Origin of the sequence: Variovorax glacialis, from assembly GCF_051216375.1 — a bacterium.
Classification (GTDB): domain Bacteria; phylum Pseudomonadota; class Gammaproteobacteria; order Burkholderiales; family Burkholderiaceae_C; genus Variovorax.
Genome location: NZ_JBPJZT010000001.1, coordinates 451,390 through 472,571 on the forward strand (window position 1 = coordinate 451,390; position 21,182 = coordinate 472,571).

Genomic DNA, 21,182 nt, shown 5'->3' on the forward strand with positions numbered 1-21,182 from the left:
CACTCGCTAGCCAGTGATGATGGGTTTGAGCGCGTCTATTTCCGAGGCGATGAAGTCAAAGAAGGCGCTGACGCGGGCCGTCTTCCGGATCTCGGGCATCGCGAGCAGCCGCCAGTCCCGCGACAGCGCCGGGATGGGACCGAGCACCCGCACCAGTTCTGTCTCGGAATCCCCAAGCGCGGTCGGCAGCGGTGCGATGCCCACGCCGGCCTTTACTGACAGCAGGAGGCCGAGCACACTGCCGCTCCGGGCGACGATATTCGCGTTCGGTGCAACCTGGCGCAGCCACTGGCTCGCACGGTGCCCCGCCATGCTTTCTTCAAACCCGGCCAGCGGGTGTCCCGGGATTTCCTCGATGGAGGAAGGCTTGCCATGGCGCGCCACATACTCCAGGCTCGCATAGACGGCCCACAGCGAGTCGCCCACCTTGCGACCGACCAGCACGGCGTCGTCAGTGTCGCCCGAACGCAGCGCGACGTCGGCCTCGCCGCTGCGCAGGTCGACGTACTTGTCGCTCATCACGAATTCCACATGCAGCTCGGGGTGCTGCGCATGGAAGCGATCCAGCAACCCGGATCGCGTCAACCGATTGACCAACGGCTCCGGGCAGGTGAGCCGGATCACACCCGCCGCATTGCGCTTCGAAACGACCAGCACCTGCTCGAACGCGCCCACGGCCCGCTCGACCTCGCGCGCGGCATCCAGCACCTCGGTGCCGAAGTCGGTGAGTCTGTAGCCGGTGGTATGGCGCTGAACCAGGGCACGGCCGATGTGCCGCTCCAGTGCGGTCAGCCGTCGCTGCACCGTCGACTGGTCGACCTCCAGGGCCCGGCCTGCGGCCAGCGTGCTGCCGTGCTGCGCCACAGCCACGAAGTATTTCAGGTCGTTCCAATCGAGCATGACCCGTTATGCACTATTGCGGCCCCGTTCCGCAAGTCTGCGCCTTGTGGCCCGCGGAGTGCCGGCCTAGGCTGGGTTGCCACATCACTTCGAGGCCGCCATGACGACAAGCCCACTCACGAATCGCCACATGCCGCGGCGCCGCGTGCTGATTGCCGGTGCCGCCGCAGCGGCTGCGGCTGTCTGCAGTTCCGCCGCCCTCGGGCAAACGACGTCTTCACCGAAGCACGAACGCCTTCGCATCCTGTGTACCGGCCCTGCAGGCAGCGTGCCGGACATCGTCGCGCGAAGCTTTGGCGAGGCGCTTGCCGGTGTCTTCGCGCAGCAGGTCGTCGTCGACAACCGGCCGGGTGCGGCAGGCCAGATCGCGGTCCAGGCGCTGAAGTCGGCGCCGGCCGATGCCGCGACCTGGCTGCTCGGACAAGGCGCGATCGCCAGCCTCTACCCCACCCTGTACGGGAAGCTTGGCTACGACCCCGCGCGGGACCTCGTGCCCGTGTCGCTCGCGGCAGAGATGAATCTTGGCGTGGCCGTGGGCAATGCCGTGCCGGCGGGGGTCGCCGACCTGCGGATGCTGGTCGAATGGATGCGGCGCCATCCCGGCGAGGCCAACGCGGCATCGCCAGGCACTGGTACCCTGCCGCACATTCTCGAGGTCATGCTGTTCGACCAGGCCGGGCTGGACTGGCGTCATGTTCCCTACCCGGGCGGCCCGCCCGCCATGGCGGCGCTGCTCGGCGGCCAGGTCGCCGTGCTGGTGCTCCCGGAAGGCCTCCTGCTGCCGCAACTCGCCAGCGGCCGCCTGAGGATGCTCGGCACGTCGGGACTCGAGCGCAGCCCCTTCTCGCCGGCAGTGCCAACGCTTGCGGAACAGGGCTACGCGCGAACGGTGATGCGCGAGTGGTTCGCCTTCTTCGCACCGGGTGGCACCCCGGGCAGCGCTGCGGAACGCGCGTCGGAGGCAGTGGGCAGCGTCGTCGCCCGCGCCGGACTGGCACACCGGTTCGACGATGCAGCCATGGTGGCCGCGCACAGTTCGCCCGCAGGACTGGCCGCGAAGGTAGAGGACGACCGCCGTGCCTGGGGGCCGCTGCTGGTCAAGGCTGGCATCCGGGGAGACGCATGACGGACGCGGTGGTGAGCGCGTGGAACCAGGCCGCCGAAGGCTGGTCCCGAAGCACGCCGATCGTTCATGCATGGTTGCGTCGGGCAACCGCAGCGATGCTGACCGAGGCGCGCCTCCGCCCAGGTGCACGTGTGCTCGATCTCGCGGCGGGAGCGGGCGATCAGACGAAGGACATCGCGCTCGCCGTCGGGCCGACGGGTCACGTGCTGGCGACCGACATCTCGCCGAAGATCCTCGACTTCGCTCGCCGGAACATCGAAGCGGCCGGCCTGACGAACGTGCGCTTCGCCGTCGCGGACGCGGAGCAGCCGGTTCATGCGGAGGCGTCTTTCGATGCGGTGATTTGCAGGCTCGGGCTCATGTTCTGCATGAACCCGGCCGCTGCGCTGGCAGCAGCGTTCAAGGTCCTGCGGCCGGGCGGTCGCTTCGTGGCACTGGTGTTCGGTGACCCCGCGAACAACCCTTGCATCACGACCATGATGAAGGTGGCCCGCAAGCACCGGGGGTTGAGCGGTGGCGTCTCGCCCTATGCCGATGGCGGATTGTTCAGCCTCGCGGCACCGGGCAGACTTGCAAGCCTGCTGACGGCAGCGGGCTATGTCGAGGTTGCAGTGGAATCGCTTGCAGCGCCATTCGAACTGCCTGATGCCGCTGCCTACGTCGCCTTCGTTCGAAGTTCGGGTTCACCGATCATGGAAGTCCTCGCGCCCCTGGATGCAAACGCCCGGGAGTCGGCCTGGCGAGAAATGGAGGAGGCGCTTCAGCAATTCCGCTGCGAGCAGGGCTGGCGCGGGCCGAACGAACTCCTGCTGGGCTCGGCTGCGCGAGCGGGCTGACGCCAGCGCGTGGAACCGAAGCTTCACAGTCGGCCGCCGAGTCCTGGAAGCCGAGCGAGCGGCCCATCAGCTCGCTACTTCGCGCGGCACTCCCCTTGCTACAGAAGCAGGCAAACTGCGCGTCCACCCCAACTGGATCAGTTCCCCTTTCCTGGAACGATATGCGCCGCCAGGTAGCCCGCGTCCTCGTCCGCGCCGAACAGGAAGGCCGACTTCCATTTGTGTAGCCAGGGCAGGCCCAGGAAATACAGACCGGCTTCGGCGGTCACTCCGCGCTCGTGCACAGGTGTCCTCTTCGATCCGGGTGACTGGCCGAAGACGGGGAGGTCGATCCAGCCGAAATCCGCCTGCGCGCCATTGGCCCAAATCACCGATTTGATGTCCTCGCGAACGAGATCGACGGTCCGGATGGGCTTCTGAAGCCCCGGCGGATCCCGCGGATCCGGCGTCGGCTCGGGGGACGGATCCGCCGGAGGCAGATCCAGTTTCTGCGCGCGAGCCGCGTCGTCGCATCGACGAGTGAATGCATCCAGCGATTCGTCGCCGTGCGCCATGCTGGCGGCCAGATCGTCGGCAATGGCGATCCTGCCGTTCTCGGCGGCCTTGACGCGGCCGATCAGCACGATCCCTTCGGCCGCCAGTCGGCGCAGGTCGATGTCATACCCGCCATTCACACCGGTCATCAATCGAGACAGGCGCGCGCCCGTCCACTCACTGAGCGTCGAATCGGCGGAGCCCGTTGCGATCAGCCACCATATGCAATCCTTCCCGCGATAGTGACGCCGGATCCGCTCGTGCGAGCTGACGGACAGGAACACACGCCGTCCGGCGCGGCACAACTCCTCGGCAATCTGAACGCCGGAGTTCCCGCTGCCGACCACGAGCACGGCGCCGGCAGGCAGTTGCATGGGATTGCGGTACTGGGTCGAATGCAACTCGAACACGCCCCCGCCAAGTGGAAGTGTCGCCCGCGGAACTTGATAGGGGCCCGTGGCCACGACGACGTTGCGTGCCACGTAGAGCGTGCCTTCCGTCTGCACCTGCAACTCGCGCGACCCCGGCCGGCGGGTGAGCGAGAGCGCCGCGCACCGGGTGCGCACGGGAACACGGATGTTCGCCGCATAGCGTTCGATGTAGCCCGTCACCTCGCACAGAGGCGAAAAGGCATCAGGGTCGGCTTGTGGGTCGGCTGTCATCCGGGGCCAACCCGGAAGGTTCATGTTCCAGTTGGGAGACTGGAAGTGCAGCGAATCCCAGCGCTCGCTGCGCCAACGCTCCGCAAGTTCTCCGCGCTCGAGCACGAGGTGCTCACCGCCCAGGCGCCCCAGGTGGTAGCTCATGGCCAAACCCGCCTGACCGCCGCCGATCACGATGGTTTCCACCCGCTCAGTAGACATGCCGGACCCCGCTGTGCATCGCGATTTCCTCCTGCGCAAGCCGGAGCATTCATCCGGCGCACGTCCAATGCCATTCATTGGCGTGGGTTTCCAAGTCTCCCTCGACGCTCTCGCGAAATATGCGATGGTCGGTCATCGCAGTCAACTGCCGTTCCGCTCGTGGGCCCCCTCGTGCCTCCCGATGCACGCTGGATTGGCCGAGCAACTCGATCAACGGCCGCTTCGGTGCCGGCCGCCGCTGTACGATGCTTTGTCGAGCACCCTCGAGAAGGGGCCGAGTGCCATGAACGATCCCGAACTCAAACAACGACTTGCAGCGATTCTCGCGGCAGACGTCGCGGGCTACTCGCGACTGATGTCGGTGGATGAGCGTGCGACAGTCGCTGCGCTGGATACCGCGCGCAAGGTGTTTCGCGCGCACATCGCGTCGACTCACGGCCGGGTGATCGACATGGCGGGCGACTCGGTGCTGGCGGTGTTCGACTCGGCCACGGGAGCGGTCTCCGCGGCGCTCGCCGTTCAAGCGGAACTCGGGAAGCTTGGTGCCGGCTTGCCCGAAGCCAGTCGCATGCGCTTTCGCATCGGGGTGCATCTGGGCGATGTGATTGAGAAGGCCGACGGCACGGTGTATGGCGACGGCGTCAACATCGCGGCACGGCTGGAGGGCCTGGCCGAACCGGGTGGCGTGACCGTGTCCGAATCGATTCGAATTGCGGTCAAGGGCAAGGTCAATGCCGAATTCAAGGACCAGGGCGACCAGCAGGTCAAGAACATCGCGGATCCCGTGCGCGCGTTTGCGGTCAAGGCGGCGGTCGATACGCTGTTGTCAACGACCGGGGTGGATGTCTCCCAGCCGGTGGCCGGCTTCGGCAGCCGGCCAGCCATCGCGGTACTGCCGTTCGCCAACCTGACGGGCGACCCCGACCAGGCGTACTTTGCCGACGGCCTGGCCGAGGACATCCTGACCCGGCTGGCGATGCAGCGGTGGCTGCCGGTGATCGCACGCAACTCGAGCTTCGCCTACAGGGGGCGCAACGTCGACGCGAAGGCGGTCGGCCGCATGCTCGGCGCGCGCTACGTGCTCGAGGGCAGTGTTCGCAAGGCCGGCAACCGGGTGCGCGTGACGGGCCAGCTCATCGACGCAACAACCGGGCACCAGGTCTGGGCCGAGCGCTACGACCGGGTGCTGGAAGACTTGTTCGCCATCCAGGACGAACTGACCGAAGGCATCGTCGGCGCGCTCGAAATCACGGCCATTCGAGTGGAGGGCGAGCGCGCCCGCCGCAAGGCGCCGGGTAACCTGGACGCCTGGGACGCCGGCGTCCGCGGCTGGTGGCACTTCCAGCGATTCACCCGCGAGGACTTCGCCGCTGCCGTGCCGCTGTTTCTCCGGTCCCTGGAGCTCGACGCGACCCAGGCGGTGCCGCACGCCGGCATCGCCATGGTGCGCCTCTGCGAGGCGTTCTTCCTCTGGACGGAGAAGCCGCAAGACGCCCTTGCCGACGCCATGACGAGCGCCCGGGCCGCTCTCGCGGCGAATCCGCTCGAATCCATGGCGTACGCGGCCCTGGGCTTCGTGCTCGCTGTCACCGGAAAGCCGGACGAAGCGCTTGCCATGTGCAGCAAGGCCATCGAACTCAATCCGAGCCTTGCCTTCGGATACCACGCTCTCTGCTTCACGCGCCTGTGCCTTGGGGAGCCGCAGGCCGCCATCCAGGCCATCGAGACCGCCATACGCATCAGCCCGAACGATGTGGTCATGCCCGCCTGGCTTTCGTTTCTGTCCACGGGTCACTACTTCGCGCGCAACTACGAGAAGGCAGCAGAGGTCGCGAGCCTTGCCGTGCAGCGCGGCCCGGGGTATGCGGCCGGATGGCGCTCTCTTGCCAATGCGCTCGGTCAACTCGGAAGGTTGGACGAGGCGCGCGAGGCGCTCGAGCAGTTCCTCGCGCGGATGCCGGGCTTCACTTCCGAGCAGGCGGCGCGTTCCGTGCTGACCATTCGCGACGAAGCGGTGTTCCAGCACTGGCTCGAGGGCTTGCGCAAAGCCGGCTGGAAAGGTTGATGGATCTCGGGCGCGGCGATCATTGCCCGCTGCCTTGCCCGCGTCGAATCGACGATCTACTTGTGCACATGGACAACGCCGGTCATGAACGGATGCACGGTGCAGTAGTAGGCGTAGTCGCCCTCCTTTGAAAAAGTGACGTCGTACCGATCGTCCGTATCCATCGCTTTCGAGGCCATGACCTTTTCCTGGCCCTGCACGCTGGCAACCGTGTGTGGCACTTCGTCATGATTGATCCAGCGCACCGTGGATCCAGGCGCGACCGTGATCTCCTTGGGTCCGAAGGTGAACTTGCTGACGTCGACGGTCGTCGGTGCGCCGGCGGCAAAGCCCACCGACGGGCCCAGCGCGACGCAAGTGGCCCACACAAACAGCGCGCTTCGATGATTTGCGAGAAATGAACGGAACATGGCGTCGTCCTTGAAATGAGTTTGAAGTGAGGTGGCGATGGATTCAGCCTTCGAGCGGCCGGTCGACCATGGCAAGCTCGGTTTTGCCGCGCACCACGCTGACTTGCCGCGTGCCGAGCAACTTGCCGAGTTCACCAGCGGGCACTTTCACGGGGCCGGGCTCGCCGACCCCCGCCTGACCCGGCGTGGGCAACGGGTAGGCGAGCGACATCGCTGTGTGAAGCGCAACGCTGCCCTCGACCTTCTGCAGCACCTGGTGGATGTGTCCGTTGAGCACGGTGACCGAGCCGTACGGGCGCAGCAGCGCCATCGCCTGGGCAGAATCGGCCGTGCCCCAGCCCCAGGGCTCCCACACTGTCCAGAGCGGGATGTGCGCCATGACGACGATGGGCGTGGAGCGCGAGACGCCTGCGAGATCGCTCTTGAGCCACGCGAGTTGCTCGTCGCCCAGTGCGGCCAGCGTGCCCGCCTTGAAATTCAGCACGTTGTTCAGTCCGACGAAATGCACGCCGCCCTGATCGAAGCTGTACCAGGCGCGCCCCTTGCCGTCGTGGTCGAAGAACTTCAGGTAGCCGGTGACGCCATCGTCGATCGTGTCGTGCTCGCCCGGAACGGTATGAACGCGGTCGACGCGAATCTCCTTGAGGATGTCCTTGGCAGTGCCGAACTCTTCAGGCCTCGACAAGTGACTGACATCTCCCGTGTGCACGACGAATGCCGGAGCCCGAGGCAATGCATTGATGTCGGCGATCGCGTGCCGCAGGCTGCCTACGACATCGGGATTGGCCTCCTTGCGGAACCCGATGTGGGTGTCGCTGATCTGTACGAAGGTGAGCGCATCGTGCGAAGTGCCGGGCGGCATGCCGCCACCGGTCGCGCCGAGCGCGCGCGGTATTCCACCGCTCACCGTCCAGACGACGGCGGCGCCGCCCCATGCGGATAGACAACCGAGGGCCCGACGTCGGCCCGGATCGTGGGTGTTCATGAACTGCTCCTGTCGAAGGGTTGAAGATCGTTGCAGGAGGCATTACGAAGGTCGATGGGGATTTATTCCCGCCGATGTGCAGGTTCCGCCAATGCGCACTCGCGCACTCGGGTAGCGGCGCACGGAATAGTTTTCGCCCAGCGGAGTCAATGCTTTGTGTGTGTGTCGACAACCGGACTTTCATATGCCCTTCACTGCCCGTCAATTGCGCCTGGCTTCGGGACTCGTGCTCATGAGCTACATCTCGCTGCACCTGTTCAATCACATGCTGGGCATCGTGTCCTTGCCGCTCGCGGAAGCAGGGCTGCGCTTGTCGATCCGGCTGTGGCAAAGCGCGCCGGGCACGGTGGCGCTGTACGGGGCGTTCGCGCTGCATTTCTCGCTCGCACTGCGCACGATCTACCTGCGCCGCGACTGGCAGTTGCCGGCCACGGAGTGGCTGCGTCTCTGGTCGGGCTTCAGCCTTCCCTTGCTGCTGATCGGCCATGCCGTGAACACGCGGCTGGCGACCTCCTTCTACGACTTCCAGCCGAGCTACGAAAAGATCATCGCCGGACTGATCAACGGCGGGTCGCAGGGTTGGCAGATCGCCCTGCTCGCGCCCGGCTGGGTGCATGGTTGCCTGGGCCTGTGGATCTCGGTGCGTCATCGCGTTGCGTCGCGCCGCACCCGCGTCGCACTGGCCGCGGTTCTCATCGCGGTGCCGCTGCTCTCGGCGACGGGCTTCGTGCGCATGAGTCGCAGCGTCGAAGCGCGCGAGACCCTTCTCACGACCCACGCGGCAGAGGCACGCCCGCGTGCGGCGGCGCTGGCGTCATGGCGTCACGCGCTGCTGGGCACCTACCTGTTGCTGCTTGCAGGCTCGTTCATTGCGGGCCGATGGCGCGATGCGAAGAGGTCCGATGCGGCGGCGCCATGACGCGGCTACCCGCCGTCAGGCGCTGCCATGTGTTGGCGCACCAGTCCGGCAAAGGCTTGCAGCTCAGCAGCGTTCATGTCCGACACGGCCCACGCCTGCATGCCGGCCTGTCGCCAGTGCACGATGTTGTAGCCCTGTCGCGCGAGCAATTCGGGCGCAGCCGACCCGCCGTCCGGCGCCGGCCACACGAACAGGTTGATGACGTGCGGCCCATCCTGGTAGACGAGCGCAGCGACGGCGCGGCCGTCCAGGTAGTCCAGCCGTCCGCCGGTCAGTGGGAAGCCTGAGGTCGCCAGGTCGATGACCGGCGGAGAGAAGTCGAGCTTGCCTGCAAACCATGGCTTGACGGTGTGGTGGTCGGTCGAGGCAACGTCCATCAGGTGAGCCCCCATCAGCGAGCGCACATGGCTGTCCGTCACGGCTTCGCGCGTCACGTGCTGCGCGGGCACCACGAGCACGCTGAATGCAATGCCCCAGGCGGTCGCGGCACCGGCGCCGTAGACGGCCGCAGCCTCCAGCCAACGACGCCAGCGTGCCGCCGTCGGCAGAGCCGGAGAAGGCTTCGGCGCAGGCGCAGGCAAGGCCGCTGCCCGCACATCGTTCAGGATGCGCGCGGCGAGCCCGGCAGGCGGCGCATATCGCGTGGCTTGGCGCCGGATCAGCGTGCCGAGCGCGTCGTCTTCAGGCGATTGCATCGCGTCTCCTCGCTGCGGTCGGGGTTCCGTGCTCCGCACACAGCGCCTTGCGCAGCAGTGCGCGGGCGCGCGACAGTCTCGACATCACGGTACCGATCGGGATGCCCGCGACCCGCGCGATGTCTTCGTATGGCATTTCCTCCAATTCGCGCAGCACGATCACTTCGCGGAAGGCCGGCGCCAGCGCCTCGATCGCCGCATTCACGCGCTTGCCGCGGGCGTGCTGGTCCCACAGCACGGCAGGATCGACGCTGAGGTCAGCCCACGAACTCGTGGCCGATTCGTCAATGTCGCTGTCGCGCGTCTCGTCGAACTCGACCTGATCGCCCAGTCGGCGGCGCTCTCGCATGCTGTCGTAGCAGGCGTTGCGCACGATGCCCATCAGCCACGGTCGGGCATCTTCCCCACGCAAGTCGTCGAAGAAGCGCAAGGCGCGCAGATAGGCCTCTTGCACGGCGTCTTCGGCCTGCTGCGCATCGCGCAACAGCCAGCGCGCAAGGTTGTAGGCGGCGGGCAGGTGCGTCAAGGTGGCAGCCTCGAACTGGCGGGTACGGTCGGTCACGGTTCATGCATGACGGAAACCGTTGCCGAAATATTCCCGAGTCCGCACGACCCCACGTGAAATGTTGAAGGTTGGGAATTTTCAGAAAACGGGCGCCGTAATGCATCACGAGGCCGAGAGGCTCAACCGCGGCACAGGTGGTGCCATTCAATCCAGGAGATCAACATGCGTACATTCGAACCCACACTCGCCCCCCAGACGGGAAGCTCGCAAAAAACGACGCGCCGCTGGAACTTCGCTCGCGCCACGTCCACCTTGCTCCTTCTCGCCGCACTCGGTGCAGCCGCGCATGCCGACGGTGGCATGACACGTGCGCAGGTCAAGGCCGAACTGGCCGAGGCCATGCGAACCGGCAACATGCTCGCCGCCGGCGAAAGCGGCTTGACCCTCCGGGAACTGAACCCGCAGCGCTACCCTGCGCCGGTGGTCGCGCTCGGCAAGTCACGCGCGGAGGTCCGGACGGAACTCGCCAACGCCATCCGGACCGGCGACATCATGGCCAGTGACGAGAGCGGCCTGAGGGTCAACGAGGAGTTTCCGCAGCGCTTCCCGGCGCAGGTCGTAGCGGCAGGCAAGTCACGCGCCGAAGTCAAGTCCGAGTTGGCCGAAGCAATCCGTACAGGCGACATCCTCGCGAACGATGAAAGCGGCCTGAGGCTCAACGAAGAGCTCCCGCGGCACTACGCCAAGGCACGGGCGGCACAAGCCGGATCGCCCCGGCTGATGACCGCCGAGGCGCCTTCGGCTGCAGGCCGCGCTGCGCAGTGATGTGGCAAAGCGCGGGCGCGCAAACCGTCAAAGATCGGGGAATCGCTGCCAGGGATGGGCTTGTTCGATCGAGTGGGCCAGCGCGAGCAACGCGTCATCCGCGCCCTCGCGCGCGACCAGTTGCATGCCGACCGGCATTCCGCCTGCGAAGCCGCAGGGCAGCGCAATGGCAGGCAAGCCCGCGGCGTTGGCGAACCCCGCAAACACCGCATGGCCTCTCGGTCCGACATCGTGTCCGTCGATGCGCGGCGGGTGCGACTCGTTCGCCGGCCATGGCAGCGCGGCGGCCGCCGGCGTCAACAGGAAGTCATACCGTTCGAACACGCCCGACAGCCCGGCGCGCAGCCGCTCGGCTTCGAACAGCAGGTCGAACAGATCCGCCGCCGACGCCCTGCGACCGGCTTCGGCATTCGCCTGCATGGCCGGGCCGAACAACGAGGCATCGAAGGGCCGGCCCGACAGTTCCCGAGGATGCGCAACGAGCCAGGCCAGGCCCACCTGCGCCAACAGCGACCAGCGCTTGTTGACCGGCTCGGCCATGTCGAAGTCCTGGGCCGTCGTGACTTCGTGACCCATCGCGGCCAGCTTGCGCGCGGCCGCTTCGGTCAACGCCGCGATCTGCGGATCGACCGGATGATGGGCGAAGCGCGGGATGAAGAGAATGCGCGCGCGGGGCGCACTCCCCTCCTCCACCGGGCCGCGACCGATCACCCGCATGACCGCAGCTGCATCGGCCACGCTGCGCGCAATCGGCCCAGTCACTTCAAAGTCGAGAAAGATCGGCGGGAGCCCGTCACCACGCGGCACGCGTCCACGCGACGGCTTGAAGCCGACCAGGTTGGTGTGAGAGGCCGGCCTGCGGATCGAGCCGCCGCCATCGGTGCCGAGCGCGATCGGGCATCCGCCCGCGGCCACCAGGGCCACCGCTCCGCCCGACGAGCCGCCCGGCGTCAGTGCCGGGTTCCACGGATTGCCCGTGGGGCCGAACACGGGGTTGTCGGTGTAGCCCTGCATCGTGAACTCGGGCACGTTGGTCTTGCCGAAGATCACCGCGCCAGCCGCGCGCAAACGAGCGACCGGCAACTCGTCGCGTTCCGCCATGAAGCCGGCCAGCGCGCGGCTGCCCCAATGGGTCGGCAGGCCGCGCACCTGCAGGTTGTCCTTGATGGTGACGGGCACCCCGTCCAGTGCGCTGAGCGCATCGCCGGTGCGCCATCGCGCACTGCTCTGCGCGGCCGCGTGCGTCGCGCCTTCGAGGTCGCGTGCGACGAGCGCGTTCAGCCGCAGGTTGACCTGTTCGCTGCGCGACAGGCACGCCTGCAGCGCATCGGTGGGCGTGAACGACGCGTCACGGAAGCCGGCCACGAGCTGTGTCGCCGTGAGTTGCCAGAGCGGTTTGTTCATCGGTGGCTCACACGATTGCCGGCGACCAGGTCACCCGTTGCGGGGCAGCCATCGGCAGCGATCGGAGCGTTTGCACCGATGCCGACATCGTTTCGAAGCGCCGCTGAACGACGCTCACTGAGGCAGGTCGCCGGTGGGGCGACCCAGCCACTTGACCGAAAGCTTGTCCAGGTCGCCGTTCTTGCGGGCCTCCGCGAGGATCTCGTTGACGCGCGTGCGCAGCTTGTCCTCGCCCTTGGCGACGCCGACGAAGTTCGGCGAATCCTTGAGCACGAACTTGTATTCGGCGCCCAGCTGCGGGTTCTTGCTCATCATGGCCGAGGCCACCTGGGCGCTGGTGGCGACCAGTTGGGTCTGGCCGGCGACGAAGGCGGAGATCGTGGTGTTGTTGTCCTCGAAGCGGCGAAGCTCGGTCGCGGGCGGCGCCACCTTGGTCAGCTCCGCGTCGTCGACGGAGCCGCGCGTGACCGCGATCGACTTGCCCGCGAGATCGGCCGGCGTCTTGAGCGTGATCGACTTTGGTCCGAACACGCCGATGAAGAACGGCGAGTAGGCGATCGTGAAATCGATGACCTTCTCGCGCTCGGGATTCTTGCCCAGCGTCGAAATGACAAGGTCGGCCTTTTTGGTCTGCAGGTAGGCGATGCGGTTGGCGGTCGTCACCGGCAGCAGCTCGGCCTTCACGCCGAGCTTGGCGGCGATATAGCGGGCCATGTCGATGTCGAGCCCTTGCGGCGCAAGATCGGTGCCCACCGAGCCATAGGGCGGGAAGTCGGTCGGGATGGCGACACGGATCGACTTGGCCTTGAGGACGTCATCGAGTGCCGTCTGCGCCGCGGAAAGGCCGGGCGCAGCTGCCACGACAAATGCGACCGACAGGGCGATCGACCAGTGAGACGTGAAGCGGGAAGGTAGAGTCATCGGGTTGTTCGGGTGAGGTGTGCTGTCGTGGACGGATGGGTGGCTGATCGCCGGCATGCATGTATGCAAGTTGGATGCCATCCGGTTGACAGGACGAAGCGCATCGCGCAACTGCTCGACGGTCGCTGCGGTGATCGTGCAGCCGGAGCTTCCGTAAAGAGCGAGGACTGCTGCCTTGCGCCCACCTGTCACCCGAGCGCGAATCCCGCGTAGCCTTGGGCAGCCACCTCCGCGCAACGTTGCGCATACGAGGGAAAGCCGCCGGCCAGCGGCATGAACATGCGCGGCTTGCCCGGAATGTTCGCGCCCAGGTACCAGGAGTTGCAGCTCAGGAACACCGTGTGCGAGGCGATGGCGTTGACATGTGCGACCCATTCGCGCTCGGCAGCGTCGGTGGCCTCGATCGTCGCAAGACCCTGTGCATCCATCCAGGCGATGCACTCGGCGATCCAGTCCACATGGTGCTCGATCGAGACGATGACGCTGGTGAAGGCCGAGGTGCTGCCCGCGCCGGCGATATTGAACAGGTTCGGGAAGCCGGCCACCGTCAAGCCCAGGTAATTCACCGGCCCGTCGCGCCACTTGTCCTGGATGCGCAGGCCGTCCCGGCCACGCAGGTCCAGCCGCATCAGCGGGCCGGTCACGGCGTCGAAGCCGGTTGCGAGCACCAGCGTGTCGAAGGCGTGTTCGCGTCCACCGGCCCGCAACCCGCCCGGCGTGATGGCCTCGATCGGCCGATCGCTGACGTCCACCAGGCGCACGTTCGAGCGGTTGAAGGTTTCGTAATAGCCATCGGCCACGCACAGCCGCTTGCAGCCGATCGGCTGCTGCGGCGAAAGCAGCGCCGCTGTCGCCGGGTCGTGGACCGTCTCGCGGATCTTGCCGCGCACGAACTCGGCCGCCAGCGCATTGGCCTGCAGGTCCGTCATCAAGTCGCCGAATGCGCCGAGCAGCCCGAACCCGCCGACGCGCCAGCGAGCCTCGAACGCGGCATCCCGCGCCTCGGGGCTCGCGGCCAGCGCCGAGTCCGGATTGGGCGGCAGCTCGCAGCCGAAGCCGGTGCGCATCTGCCGGTTGCGGGCGCGGAAGCCCGGGTAGTCGGCCTTCACACGCGCCTCATGCGCCGGATCCAATGGGCCGTTGTGTGCCGGTACCACATAGGCGGCGGTACGCTGGAACACGGTCACCGATGCCGCCTGCTCCGCCACGCGGGGGATCACCTGGACCGCCGACGACCCGGTGCCGATGACGCCGACATGACGGCCGCTGAAATCGACCGGCACGTGAGGCCAAGCCGCCGTGTGCAGCACCAAGCCCGCGAAGGTCTCCAGGCCCGGAAAGTCCGGCGTGTACGGGGTCGACAGCGGCCCGCTGGCCAGCACGACGAAACGCGCCTGCCAGGTTTGCGGCTCGCCGTCCGCGCGGATGCTGCCGACTTGCCAGCGCTGCGCGACGTCGTCGAAGCAGGCCGATGTCATGCGCGTGTTCAGGTGGATGTCCCGGCGCAGCTCGAAGCGATCAGCCACGTGGTTGGCGTAGCGCAGCAGTTCGGGCTGCCCGGCATAGCGTTCGGTCCAGGGCCATTCCTGCTGCAGGGCCTCGCTGAACGAGAAGGAGTACTCCAGGCTCTGGATGTCCACGCGAGCGCCCGGATAGCGATTGGCATACCACGTGCCGCCCACGCTGGGGGCGGCTTCGAGGACCAGCGCCGACAGGCCCATCGTGCGCGCCTTGTGCAGCATGTACAGACCGCTGAAGCCGGCCCCGACGATCAACAGGTCAATGGACATCGCCGTCAGGTCGTCTGCCAGATGGCATCGCGCATCGCAGGCCCGGTGCAAACGCGGGCGCTACCCGGCGAGCCCCACGAACACGTTCTGCACGTCGTCGTTCGCATCGATGGCGGCCAGGAAGGTCTCGACCTCCTCCAATGCCTCGGCGCTCAGGCTGGCCGGATCGATCGGGTTCTTGGCCTTGTAGCCGAGCTTCGCCGACAGCACGGAAAAGCCCTGCGTCGGCAGCGCGCGGCTGACCAGATCGAGATCGGTCGGGTCGGTCAGGAAGACCGTGACGCCCTCGTCGCCGCGCTCGAAATCCTGCGCGCCGGCCTCGATGGCGGCCAGTTCGGGATCAGCCCCCGCTTGCTGCGCTTCGGCTTCGATCATGCCGAGGTGGTCGAAATCCCACGCGACCGACCCTGAGGCGCCGAGTTGCCCCTTGCGGAACAGCACCCGCATCTCCGGCGCGGTGCGGTTCACGTTGTCGGTCAGGCACTCGACCATCACCGGCACCCGGTGCGGCGCGAAGCCCTCGTAGACCACGTGGTCGAAGTGCACCGACTCGCCGGTCAGGCCGGCGCCCTTCTTGATGGCCCGCTCCAGCGTGTCCTTGGGCATCGAGACCTTGCGCGCCTGCTCGACCACCAACCGCAGCCGCGCGTTCGATGCCGGATCGGCCCCGCTGCGCGCGGCGATCATGATTTCCTTCGCGAGCTTGCCGAACAAGCGCCCCTTGGCGTTGGCCGCCAGGTCCTTGTGCTTGGCTTTCCATTGCGCGCCCATGTGTGATGTTCCTTGAGTCTCGGCTTTGCCGCGGGTGAGGGATTCTGCCGCACGTCGGAAGACCGCACTACCATCGAAGGCCATGAAGCCCAGCCCCCCGACCGACGCCCCGACGACGGACGGCCGCCCAACCCGACCCGGTTGGCGGCCCGACGTCGACGCTGCGCGTTGCACCGGCTGCGGCTGGTGCGTCGCCGCGTGCGACCTGCATCTGCTCAGCCTCGAAGTGGTCAACTGGAAGAAGTACTCGACCTTTGGCGACGCGGATCGTTGCACGGGCTGCAGCGACTGCGCCGTGAAGTGCCCCTTTCATGCCATCTCGATGCGCAGGGTCGGGTCATGAAGACAGCGCGGCAAACCGCCGCGCGAGGTGGTCGACCATTGCGCGAACACGGGTCGGCACGTGGCGCCCGCTCGGCATGACCGCACTGATCGGCACCGCCTCGCCCTCATAGTTCCCCAGCAAGCGAACCAACCGTCCTTCCCGAAGGTCGGCCGCAACATCGACGCTGGCTTTGTAGGCGACGCCTTCGCCTCGCACGGCCCACTGGCGCACCACAAGGGAATCTGCACACAGGGCCGGCTTGACGACGATGGTCTCGCCCGCGCCTTCCGGTGAAACGAAGCTCCATTGAACCTTGGGCTGATCGCGCGACAGCCATGCAAGGCAGCGATGGTTTGAAAGATCAGCCGGGCATCGCAGCGGCGCTGACCGCTCCAGGTACTCGGGCGAGGCGACGAGAACGCGGTGCGACCGAACCAGCAGGCGGCCGACCATCGACGAGTCACTCAACTCACCGTACCTGATCGCGATGTCCACCGCTTCACGCGGCAGATCGTGCATCCGGTCGCCGACCCGCAGGGTCACCTCCAGCCGCGGATGCATCTTCGTGTAGTCGCCGATCCACACTGCAAGAAACTGGGCGCTGGTGTCCGTGGGCGCTGCAATATGAATGCGGCCTTCGACCGCGCGAACATCCTGGCGAAGAAGGCTTTGGCCCTGCGTCCAGGCCGAATTCATCGTCTCGCAGGTCTGCAGGAAACGCGCTCCCTCCGGGGTCAGGTGCAGGGCGCGGGTCGTGCGTTCGACGAGGCGCACGCCGAGTTCCTCTTCGATCCGCTTGAGCCTTGCACTGACCGAGGAAGGCGACTGATCCAGTTGCCGGGCGGCCTCACTCAAGGACTGTGCGTGTGCGACACGAAGGAACAGCCTGAGATCATCGAGGTGCATGATCCATCAATTATGGGCACGCTCCGCAGCAACCGCCCCACTCCATGAGGGCTCAGGAGCCCGGCGTCCCCGGCGCCTCCGGACGGAACCGATAGATCCGGTAGGGAGGTCCATTGTTCGACTTGCCGGTCGGCGTCGCGTTGCTCTGGAACGCGCCGGTCTGTATCAACTGGGCTGCCCCCGAGTACATGAAGCCGTCCGAGATATACGTGACGCCATCCGGCCAGATCATGTTCGGGTCTGAAACGTAGCGGCGATATTCCCGTGTGTCCGGCGGGATGATGCCGATCGCGTGGTTGCCGATCTCGGTCAGATAGAGATTGTTCCTTGCGTCGATGGTCAGTCCGCCGTTGTAGGGCTTGTTCGCATAGAACTCGATCCTGGCGGACAACTGCGCATCGCTGAGGCTCGTGTCGAGCAGATCGGTCATGCGCACCCTGTACATCTCATAGCCGCTGAGCGGTGCGAAGTACAGCCACTCCTGGCCGTGGTCCAGGGCAATGCCGTCGACGCCCACCCGCAGGCCCCAGGATGCTGCGGATTGGCCCGCCTGCGCCCTCCATCGGATCGGATCCGCGTTCGGTGTCATGTGCGGATCGCCTTGCAGCAGCCGGCGGCTCTTTCCAGTCGCGATGTCGCTGACGACCAGGGCGGCCTTGCTGCCCACGCCGTTCGAAGCCTCGCCGATGGCCTCGTCCGCATCGACCAGCACGCCGTGTCTCGGATCGATCACGAAGTCATTGTGCTGGGATTGCGGAATGGTCACTGCGTCGAGATCGATCACCTTGTGCAGCGTGTTCGACTTCGTATCCCAGCCCACGTACTTGGCGTGCAGCGCGGGCGGCCTCGGGTGCGCCGGATCCGCCCGGTCGGTCGATTTCGCGGAATCGAGGATCCACAGGATTCCGTTCGCATCCGCATGGAATCCGAGGACCCAGTCGATACAGAAATCGTATCGGCCATTGACCGGTGGCAGGAAGCTACCGTCGGGATTCCGGCAACTCTGCAGCAGCCCGGAGCCTGCAGGCGGATAGGGCATGCTCGACTTGCGATCGGCATTCAGCGTCGCGACCTGCACCGAAGTCGGCGTCAGATAGAAGGGGTGGTATCCGATGATCAGTTGGCCGCTCTTCATCTGCGTGATGGCGGCAATCCCCGACTGGCTCAGTTCCGCATAGACCTCCAGGCTTCCCTGGCCCGACGCACTGTCCTGGTTGTCGGCGCCGTACGTCATGAACGGCGCAGTTATCGCCAGCGTGAACGCGATGGCAGTCACAGATCCGAGAGGCGTTGTCATGGGCATCGTTGTCTCCGTCGTTGTGATGTCGGCTTGCGCCGGGCGCCTGAACCGATCAGGTCCGACGAAATGTTGGCTCCGGACACTGAACATCGCAATGTCGATGTCGAGAAAACAGTTGTTGGAAATCGTTGAAGCTGGCCAGCCGGAGCGGCGCGGCGAACGCGTATCGATGGCGGCTTCAAGAATTTCCGGAAGGTGTTTTCGCCTCGGCGGGCTTGCCCGATCCTCAGGCACCGAACACGATCCCGATGAATTCCCAGTGATCATGAACGGAGACGGATATGACGATCATCCTTCGGCGGCTGCAGGCCGCTTCGACGATGTGCTGCGCGCTGTCCGCGAGCGTCGCCTTGCTCGCCGGCAGCCCAAGTGCGCGGGCGGCAGATTCGATCAAGATCGCGGTGTGCGGGCCGTTCACTGGCGGATCGTCGTCGATGGGTGTCAGCATGCGCGATGGCGTGCGCCTCGCGATCGATGAGATCAACAAGAGCGGCGGCGTGCTCGGGCGCCCGCTCATCGCGGTCGAGCGCGACGATGAAGCGAAGAACGAGCGCGGCGTGCAGATCGCGCAGGAGATGATCAACAAGGAGAAGGTCGTCGCCGCGGTCGGCTACGTCAACACAGGTGTTGCACTGGCGTCGCAGCGCTTCTACCAGGAAGCGAAGATCCCGGTGATGAACAACGTCGCGACCGGTTCGCTGATCACGCACCAGTTCAACACCGAACCCGAGAACTATGTGTTTCGCAACGCGGCGCACGACAGCATCCAGGCGCCCATGATCGTCGAGGAGGCCGTCACGCGCCGAGGCTTCCGAAAGGTCGCCATCCTCGCCGATTCGACCAACTACGGCCAGCTGGGCCGGGAGGACCTGGAAAAGGCGCTGAAGGCCAAGGGCATCACGCCGGTGGCGGCCGAGAAGTTCAACATCAAGGACGTGGACATGATGCCGCAACTGCTCAAGGCCAGGGAGGCCGGCGCAGAGGTGGTCTTGACCTACGGAATCGGGCCCGAGCTGGCGCAGATCGCCAACGGCATGGCCAAGCTCGGCTGGAAGGTGCCGATGATCGGCAGCTGGAGCCTCTCGATGGCGAATTACATCGACAACGCGGGACCCAACGGAGAAGGCGCGCGCATGCCCCAGACTTTCATCCAGGAATCGACGAACCCGAAGCGCGAAGCCTTCATCGCCAGTTACTTGAAGACTTACAAGCCGAAGAACGACCGCATCGATTCGCCGGTGTCGGCCGCGCAGGGGTACGACTCGATCTACTTGCTGGCTGCCGCGATCAACCAGGCCGGCGGCATCGAGGGGCCGAAGATCAAGGCCGCGCTCGAGGACCTCAAGACGCCCGTCGAGGGAGTCGTCATGACCTACGTGAAGCCGTTCTCCAGGAGCGACCATGAAGCCATCACGGCAAGCATCGCCGTTTTCGGCGAGGTCAAGGGCGGGCGCGTTGTCTACGCCTATCCCGAAGACCAGAAGAGGGCGTCGGTCGTGCAGGCGAAGAAGTAGGCGAGAAAGTGAAGGCTTTCGCGAAAGTAGGAAGACAATGCCTTCATGTCGCATGAGGACCCCCCCGCGTTCCGGACCCTCACCGGCCTCTATGAGCCGTCTGCCATCCAGCAGTTGCCTGACGGGCGCTTTCTGGTCGTCGAGGACGAGAAGGACCATCCGTTCAGCGTGGTCACGATCGGTGCGGATGGGCATGTCGAAAGCACCAGCCTGACCCCTGGACTGCTTCAATTCTTCAGCGACTTCTGGAAGCTGGACGACCTCGAAGGGCTTGCGCTCGACCCGGCTGGTTTCGTCTACGCCATCACGTCGCATTCCCGGGACGACGACGGTGACGAGAAGAAATCCCGCGAGCGCCTGGTTCGCTTCCGCGTCGACGGGAATCGGGTCGTGGACCCCAAAGTCGTCGAGAGCTTGAAGGATGCACTGACAGCGCAGCACCCCGTGCTGGCTTCAGCCGCCGAGGTCCGGGATGTCAAGGCCGATGGCGGGCTCAATATCGAAGCGTTGGAGATCAGCCCTGACCCGCAGCGACTGCTGATCGGTTTTCGCAGCCCGTTGCGCGACGGCCGCGCGCTCATCGCGAGCGTCGAGACTCCCTCCGCCATCTTCGAAGCGGACGAGGCACCTCGGATCGCTGCCGATCTCGATGAACTGGACCTGGATGGCCAAGGCATCCGCGGGATGGCCTACGTTCCGTCGATCGGCGAATACCTGCTCATTGGCGGCCCGGTGTCACGCGGAGCAGGTCCGTTCGGCCTCTGGCGCTGGAATGGATCGCGAGGCGCTCCAGCGCGGCGTGTCACGGTTCCCGGTCTCTTGAATCTGGGTCGCGCGGAGGGCGCCAGCCCGGCGCTCATCGACGGGGTGGAACGCATCGTCCTAGTGTGTGACGACGGAGACCGGAAGTCCGGACGCCCCGCCAGCTACATCCTGCTGGACCCCGATCAACTGCGAACCGCGCCCTGACTGCCGGGGCGCGCTCGCCTCAGTTCGGCGTCGGCCGATTGGCCTCGGCGCGCATTTGCACCGGATTGGGCATCGTGGAGATGACCTTGCTGTTGACGCGCGAGCCGCTCGTCACGTTCTGGTCCGGCGCGGCAGCCGTGGCTTCGGCCTGGGCGCGCATCGCCGCGGCATCGGCCGTCGACGTGAAAGGGTCTGCGCCTCGCGAGCCGCGCGTCACGTTCTGATTGGGTGCGTGGGCGGTGTCGACGGCGTCCTTCTGCACCTTGGCAGGATCTGCCACTGACGTGAAGGGCTCGGCGCCGCGCGATCCGCGCGTCACGTTCTGGTCCGGCGCACGGGCTGCGGCGATGGCTTCCGCCTCGACATCCGCACGGCTTCTGCCAGCCGGCGACTGAGCGACAGCGGCGCCTGCGAGCATCCATGCGGCAGCGGTCGTTGCGAGGATCCTGCTGATGGGTACGACTTTCATGCGATTCCTTGTGAATGGGTCAGGGGTCCGCCATCGACTTCGCGAAGGAACGCTGGGGTGGACGGCGGCGATGCAAGGTAGGCTACCCGCGGGGCATTTCCGGGGGATGACAGAGACGGTCCGGGACCGATCGCCCGCTCAGGCGCTCGT

The 21,182-nt window shown here is 66.2% G+C and carries 21 protein-coding genes; 8 read left to right on the plus strand and 13 right to left on the minus strand.

What is annotated here, in order from left to right; genetic code table 11:
• Positions 1-6 precede the first annotated feature (6 nt).
• Positions 7-900, minus strand: coding sequence for a LysR family transcriptional regulator (locus tag ACSFBL_RS02265; RefSeq protein ID WP_435514112.1), 894 nt, complete (start codon positions 898-900; stop codon positions 7-9).
• Between the two features lie 100 nt (positions 901-1,000).
• Between ACSFBL_RS02265 and ACSFBL_RS02270 the strand changes: the two genes are divergently transcribed.
• Positions 1,001-2,026 carry a tripartite tricarboxylate transporter substrate-binding protein gene (locus tag ACSFBL_RS02270; RefSeq protein ID WP_435514113.1) on the plus strand — a complete coding sequence of 342 codons (1,026 nt, stop codon included), beginning with the start codon at positions 1,001-1,003 and terminating at the stop codon, positions 2,024-2,026.
• Positions 2,023-2,862 (plus strand): class I SAM-dependent methyltransferase, encoded by an 840-nt coding sequence (locus tag ACSFBL_RS02275; RefSeq protein ID WP_435514114.1) that lies wholly within the window; start codon positions 2,023-2,025, stop codon positions 2,860-2,862. Before ACSFBL_RS02270 ends, ACSFBL_RS02275 begins: the two co-directional genes overlap by 4 nt.
• 137 nt (positions 2,863-2,999) lie before the next feature.
• On the opposite strand, the gene ACSFBL_RS02280 is transcribed toward ACSFBL_RS02275, so the two are convergent.
• On the minus strand, positions 3,000-4,244 hold the full coding sequence (locus ACSFBL_RS02280; RefSeq protein ID WP_435514115.1) for an NAD(P)-binding domain-containing protein: 1,245 nt from the start codon (positions 4,242-4,244) through the stop codon (positions 3,000-3,002).
• 298 nt (positions 4,245-4,542) lie between these two features.
• On the opposite strand from ACSFBL_RS02280, the gene ACSFBL_RS02285 reads away from it, so the two are divergent.
• Positions 4,543-6,324 carry an adenylate/guanylate cyclase domain-containing protein gene (locus tag ACSFBL_RS02285; RefSeq protein ID WP_435514116.1) on the plus strand — a complete coding sequence of 594 codons (1,782 nt, stop codon included), beginning with the start codon at positions 4,543-4,545 and terminating at the stop codon, positions 6,322-6,324.
• Positions 6,325-6,380: 56 nt separating this feature from the next.
• Here the strand turns inward: ACSFBL_RS02285 and ACSFBL_RS02290 are convergent, their stop codons facing one another.
• A complete protein-coding gene (locus tag ACSFBL_RS02290; protein ID WP_435514117.1) occupies positions 6,381-6,734 on the minus strand; it encodes a plastocyanin/azurin family copper-binding protein in 354 nt (117 codons plus the stop codon).
• A gap of 43 nt (positions 6,735-6,777) precedes the next feature.
• The gene (locus ACSFBL_RS02295) at positions 6,778-7,719 is read right to left on the minus strand and encodes a metallophosphoesterase family protein (protein ID WP_435514118.1); all 942 of its coding nucleotides are present in this window, start codon (positions 7,717-7,719) and stop codon (positions 6,778-6,780) included.
• A gap of 184 nt (positions 7,720-7,903) precedes the next feature.
• Here ACSFBL_RS02295 and ACSFBL_RS02300 point away from each other — a divergent pair, with 184 nt between their 5' ends.
• Complete coding sequence (locus ACSFBL_RS02300) at positions 7,904-8,638, plus strand: hypothetical protein (protein ID WP_435514119.1); 735 nt, start codon at positions 7,904-7,906, stop codon at positions 8,636-8,638.
• A gap of 5 nt (positions 8,639-8,643) precedes the next feature.
• Here ACSFBL_RS02300 and ACSFBL_RS02305 read toward each other — a convergent pair whose 3' ends face one another.
• Together ACSFBL_RS02305 and ACSFBL_RS02310 are read right to left on the minus strand one after the other, a co-directional pair.
• Complete coding sequence (locus tag ACSFBL_RS02305) at positions 8,644-9,333, minus strand: anti-sigma factor family protein (protein WP_435514120.1); 690 nt, start codon at positions 9,331-9,333, stop codon at positions 8,644-8,646.
• Positions 9,320-9,895 (minus strand): sigma-70 family RNA polymerase sigma factor, encoded by a 576-nt coding sequence (locus tag ACSFBL_RS02310; RefSeq protein WP_435514121.1) that lies wholly within the window; start codon positions 9,893-9,895, stop codon positions 9,320-9,322. Before ACSFBL_RS02310 ends, ACSFBL_RS02305 begins: the two co-directional genes overlap by 14 nt.
• Before the next feature lie 165 nt (positions 9,896-10,060).
• Here ACSFBL_RS02310 and ACSFBL_RS02315 point away from each other — a divergent pair, with 165 nt between their 5' ends.
• Positions 10,061-10,663 (plus strand): DUF4148 domain-containing protein, encoded by a 603-nt coding sequence (locus ACSFBL_RS02315; RefSeq protein ID WP_435514122.1) that lies wholly within the window; start codon positions 10,061-10,063, stop codon positions 10,661-10,663.
• A 27-nt stretch (positions 10,664-10,690) separates the two neighbouring features.
• Here ACSFBL_RS02315 and ACSFBL_RS02320 read toward each other — a convergent pair whose 3' ends face one another.
• From ACSFBL_RS02320 to ACSFBL_RS02335, 4 genes are all read right to left on the minus strand, one after another.
• The gene (locus ACSFBL_RS02320; protein WP_435514123.1) at positions 10,691-12,067 is read right to left on the minus strand and encodes an amidase; all 1,377 of its coding nucleotides are present in this window, start codon (positions 12,065-12,067) and stop codon (positions 10,691-10,693) included.
• Between the two features lie 114 nt (positions 12,068-12,181).
• Positions 12,182-12,988: a transporter substrate-binding domain-containing protein gene (locus tag ACSFBL_RS02325; protein ID WP_435514124.1), complete on the minus strand. Its 807-nt coding sequence runs from the start codon at positions 12,986-12,988 to the stop codon at positions 12,182-12,184.
• A gap of 188 nt (positions 12,989-13,176) precedes the next feature.
• Entirely contained in the window at positions 13,177-14,778 is a 1,602-nt protein-coding gene (locus tag ACSFBL_RS02330) for a flavin-containing monooxygenase (protein WP_435514125.1), read from the minus strand.
• Between the two features lie 60 nt (positions 14,779-14,838).
• Positions 14,839-15,549 carry a YebC/PmpR family DNA-binding transcriptional regulator gene (locus tag ACSFBL_RS02335; RefSeq protein ID WP_435514126.1) on the minus strand — a complete coding sequence of 237 codons (711 nt, stop codon included), beginning with the start codon at positions 15,547-15,549 and terminating at the stop codon, positions 14,839-14,841.
• A gap of 82 nt (positions 15,550-15,631) precedes the next feature.
• On the opposite strand from ACSFBL_RS02335, the gene ACSFBL_RS02340 reads away from it, so the two are divergent.
• Positions 15,632-15,892 (plus strand): ATP-binding protein, encoded by a 261-nt coding sequence (locus tag ACSFBL_RS02340; protein ID WP_435514127.1) that lies wholly within the window; start codon positions 15,632-15,634, stop codon positions 15,890-15,892.
• Here ACSFBL_RS02340 and ACSFBL_RS02345 read toward each other — a convergent pair.
• Together ACSFBL_RS02345 and ACSFBL_RS02350 are read right to left on the minus strand one after the other, a co-directional pair.
• Positions 15,887-16,780, minus strand: coding sequence for a LysR family transcriptional regulator (locus tag ACSFBL_RS02345; protein ID WP_435514128.1), 894 nt, complete (start codon positions 16,778-16,780; stop codon positions 15,887-15,889). The two genes, ACSFBL_RS02340 and ACSFBL_RS02345, sit on opposite strands and share 6 nt — an antisense overlap.
• Before the next feature lie 52 nt (positions 16,781-16,832).
• Entirely contained in the window at positions 16,833-18,077 is a 1,245-nt protein-coding gene (locus tag ACSFBL_RS02350; RefSeq protein ID WP_435514129.1) for an L-dopachrome tautomerase-related protein, read from the minus strand.
• A gap of 323 nt (positions 18,078-18,400) precedes the next feature.
• Between ACSFBL_RS02350 and ACSFBL_RS02355 the strand changes: the two genes are divergently transcribed.
• Positions 18,401-19,594: an ABC transporter substrate-binding protein gene (locus ACSFBL_RS02355; RefSeq protein ID WP_435514518.1), complete on the plus strand. Its 1,194-nt coding sequence runs from the start codon at positions 18,401-18,403 to the stop codon at positions 19,592-19,594.
• Positions 19,595-19,762: 168 nt separating this feature from the next.
• Positions 19,763-20,563: a DUF3616 domain-containing protein gene (locus ACSFBL_RS02360; RefSeq protein WP_435514130.1), complete on the plus strand. Its 801-nt coding sequence runs from the start codon at positions 19,763-19,765 to the stop codon at positions 20,561-20,563.
• A 19-nt stretch (positions 20,564-20,582) separates the two neighbouring features.
• On the opposite strand, the gene ACSFBL_RS02365 is transcribed toward ACSFBL_RS02360, so the two are convergent.
• On the minus strand, positions 20,583-21,032 hold the full coding sequence (locus ACSFBL_RS02365; RefSeq protein ID WP_435514131.1) for a hypothetical protein: 450 nt from the start codon (positions 21,030-21,032) through the stop codon (positions 20,583-20,585).
• Positions 21,033-21,182: the final 150 nt, after the last annotated feature.

Bases quoted from the DNA above. Each gene is read 5' to 3' on its own strand.
- ACSFBL_RS02290 (WP_435514117.1), bottom strand. From the start codon at position 6,734: ATGTTCCGTTCATTTCTCGCAAATCATCGAAGCGCGCTGTTTGTGTGG.
- ACSFBL_RS02365 (WP_435514131.1), bottom strand. From the start codon at position 21,032: ATGAAAGTCGTACCCATCAGCAGGATCCTCGCAACGACCGCTGCCGCA.
- ACSFBL_RS02345 (WP_435514128.1), bottom strand. From the start codon at position 16,780: ATGCACCTCGATGATCTCAGGCTGTTCCTTCGTGTCGCACACGCACAG.
- ACSFBL_RS02305 (WP_435514120.1), bottom strand. From the start codon at position 9,333: ATGCAATCGCCTGAAGACGACGCGCTCGGCACGCTGATCCGGCGCCAA.
- ACSFBL_RS02295 (WP_435514118.1), bottom strand. From the start codon at position 7,719: ATGAACACCCACGATCCGGGCCGACGTCGGGCCCTCGGTTGTCTATCC.
- ACSFBL_RS02355 (WP_435514518.1), top strand. From the start codon at position 18,401: ATGTGCTGCGCGCTGTCCGCGAGCGTCGCCTTGCTCGCCGGCAGCCCA.
- ACSFBL_RS02350 (WP_435514129.1), bottom strand. From the start codon at position 18,077: ATGACAACGCCTCTCGGATCTGTGACTGCCATCGCGTTCACGCTGGCG.
- ACSFBL_RS02320 (WP_435514123.1), bottom strand. From the start codon at position 12,067: ATGAACAAACCGCTCTGGCAACTCACGGCGACACAGCTCGTGGCCGGC.
- ACSFBL_RS02340 (WP_435514127.1), top strand. From the start codon at position 15,632: ATGAAGCCCAGCCCCCCGACCGACGCCCCGACGACGGACGGCCGCCCA.
- ACSFBL_RS02315 (WP_435514122.1), top strand. From the start codon at position 10,061: ATGCGTACATTCGAACCCACACTCGCCCCCCAGACGGGAAGCTCGCAA.
- ACSFBL_RS02285 (WP_435514116.1), top strand. From the start codon at position 4,543: ATGAACGATCCCGAACTCAAACAACGACTTGCAGCGATTCTCGCGGCA.
- ACSFBL_RS02335 (WP_435514126.1), bottom strand. From the start codon at position 15,549: ATGGGCGCGCAATGGAAAGCCAAGCACAAGGACCTGGCGGCCAACGCC.
- ACSFBL_RS02275 (WP_435514114.1), top strand. From the start codon at position 2,023: ATGACGGACGCGGTGGTGAGCGCGTGGAACCAGGCCGCCGAAGGCTGG.
- ACSFBL_RS02300 (WP_435514119.1), top strand. From the start codon at position 7,904: ATGCCCTTCACTGCCCGTCAATTGCGCCTGGCTTCGGGACTCGTGCTC.
- ACSFBL_RS02265 (WP_435514112.1), bottom strand. From the start codon at position 900: ATGCTCGATTGGAACGACCTGAAATACTTCGTGGCTGTGGCGCAGCAC.
- ACSFBL_RS02270 (WP_435514113.1), top strand. From the start codon at position 1,001: ATGACGACAAGCCCACTCACGAATCGCCACATGCCGCGGCGCCGCGTG.
- ACSFBL_RS02325 (WP_435514124.1), bottom strand. From the start codon at position 12,988: ATGACTCTACCTTCCCGCTTCACGTCTCACTGGTCGATCGCCCTGTCG.
- ACSFBL_RS02330 (WP_435514125.1), bottom strand. From the start codon at position 14,778: ATGTCCATTGACCTGTTGATCGTCGGGGCCGGCTTCAGCGGTCTGTAC.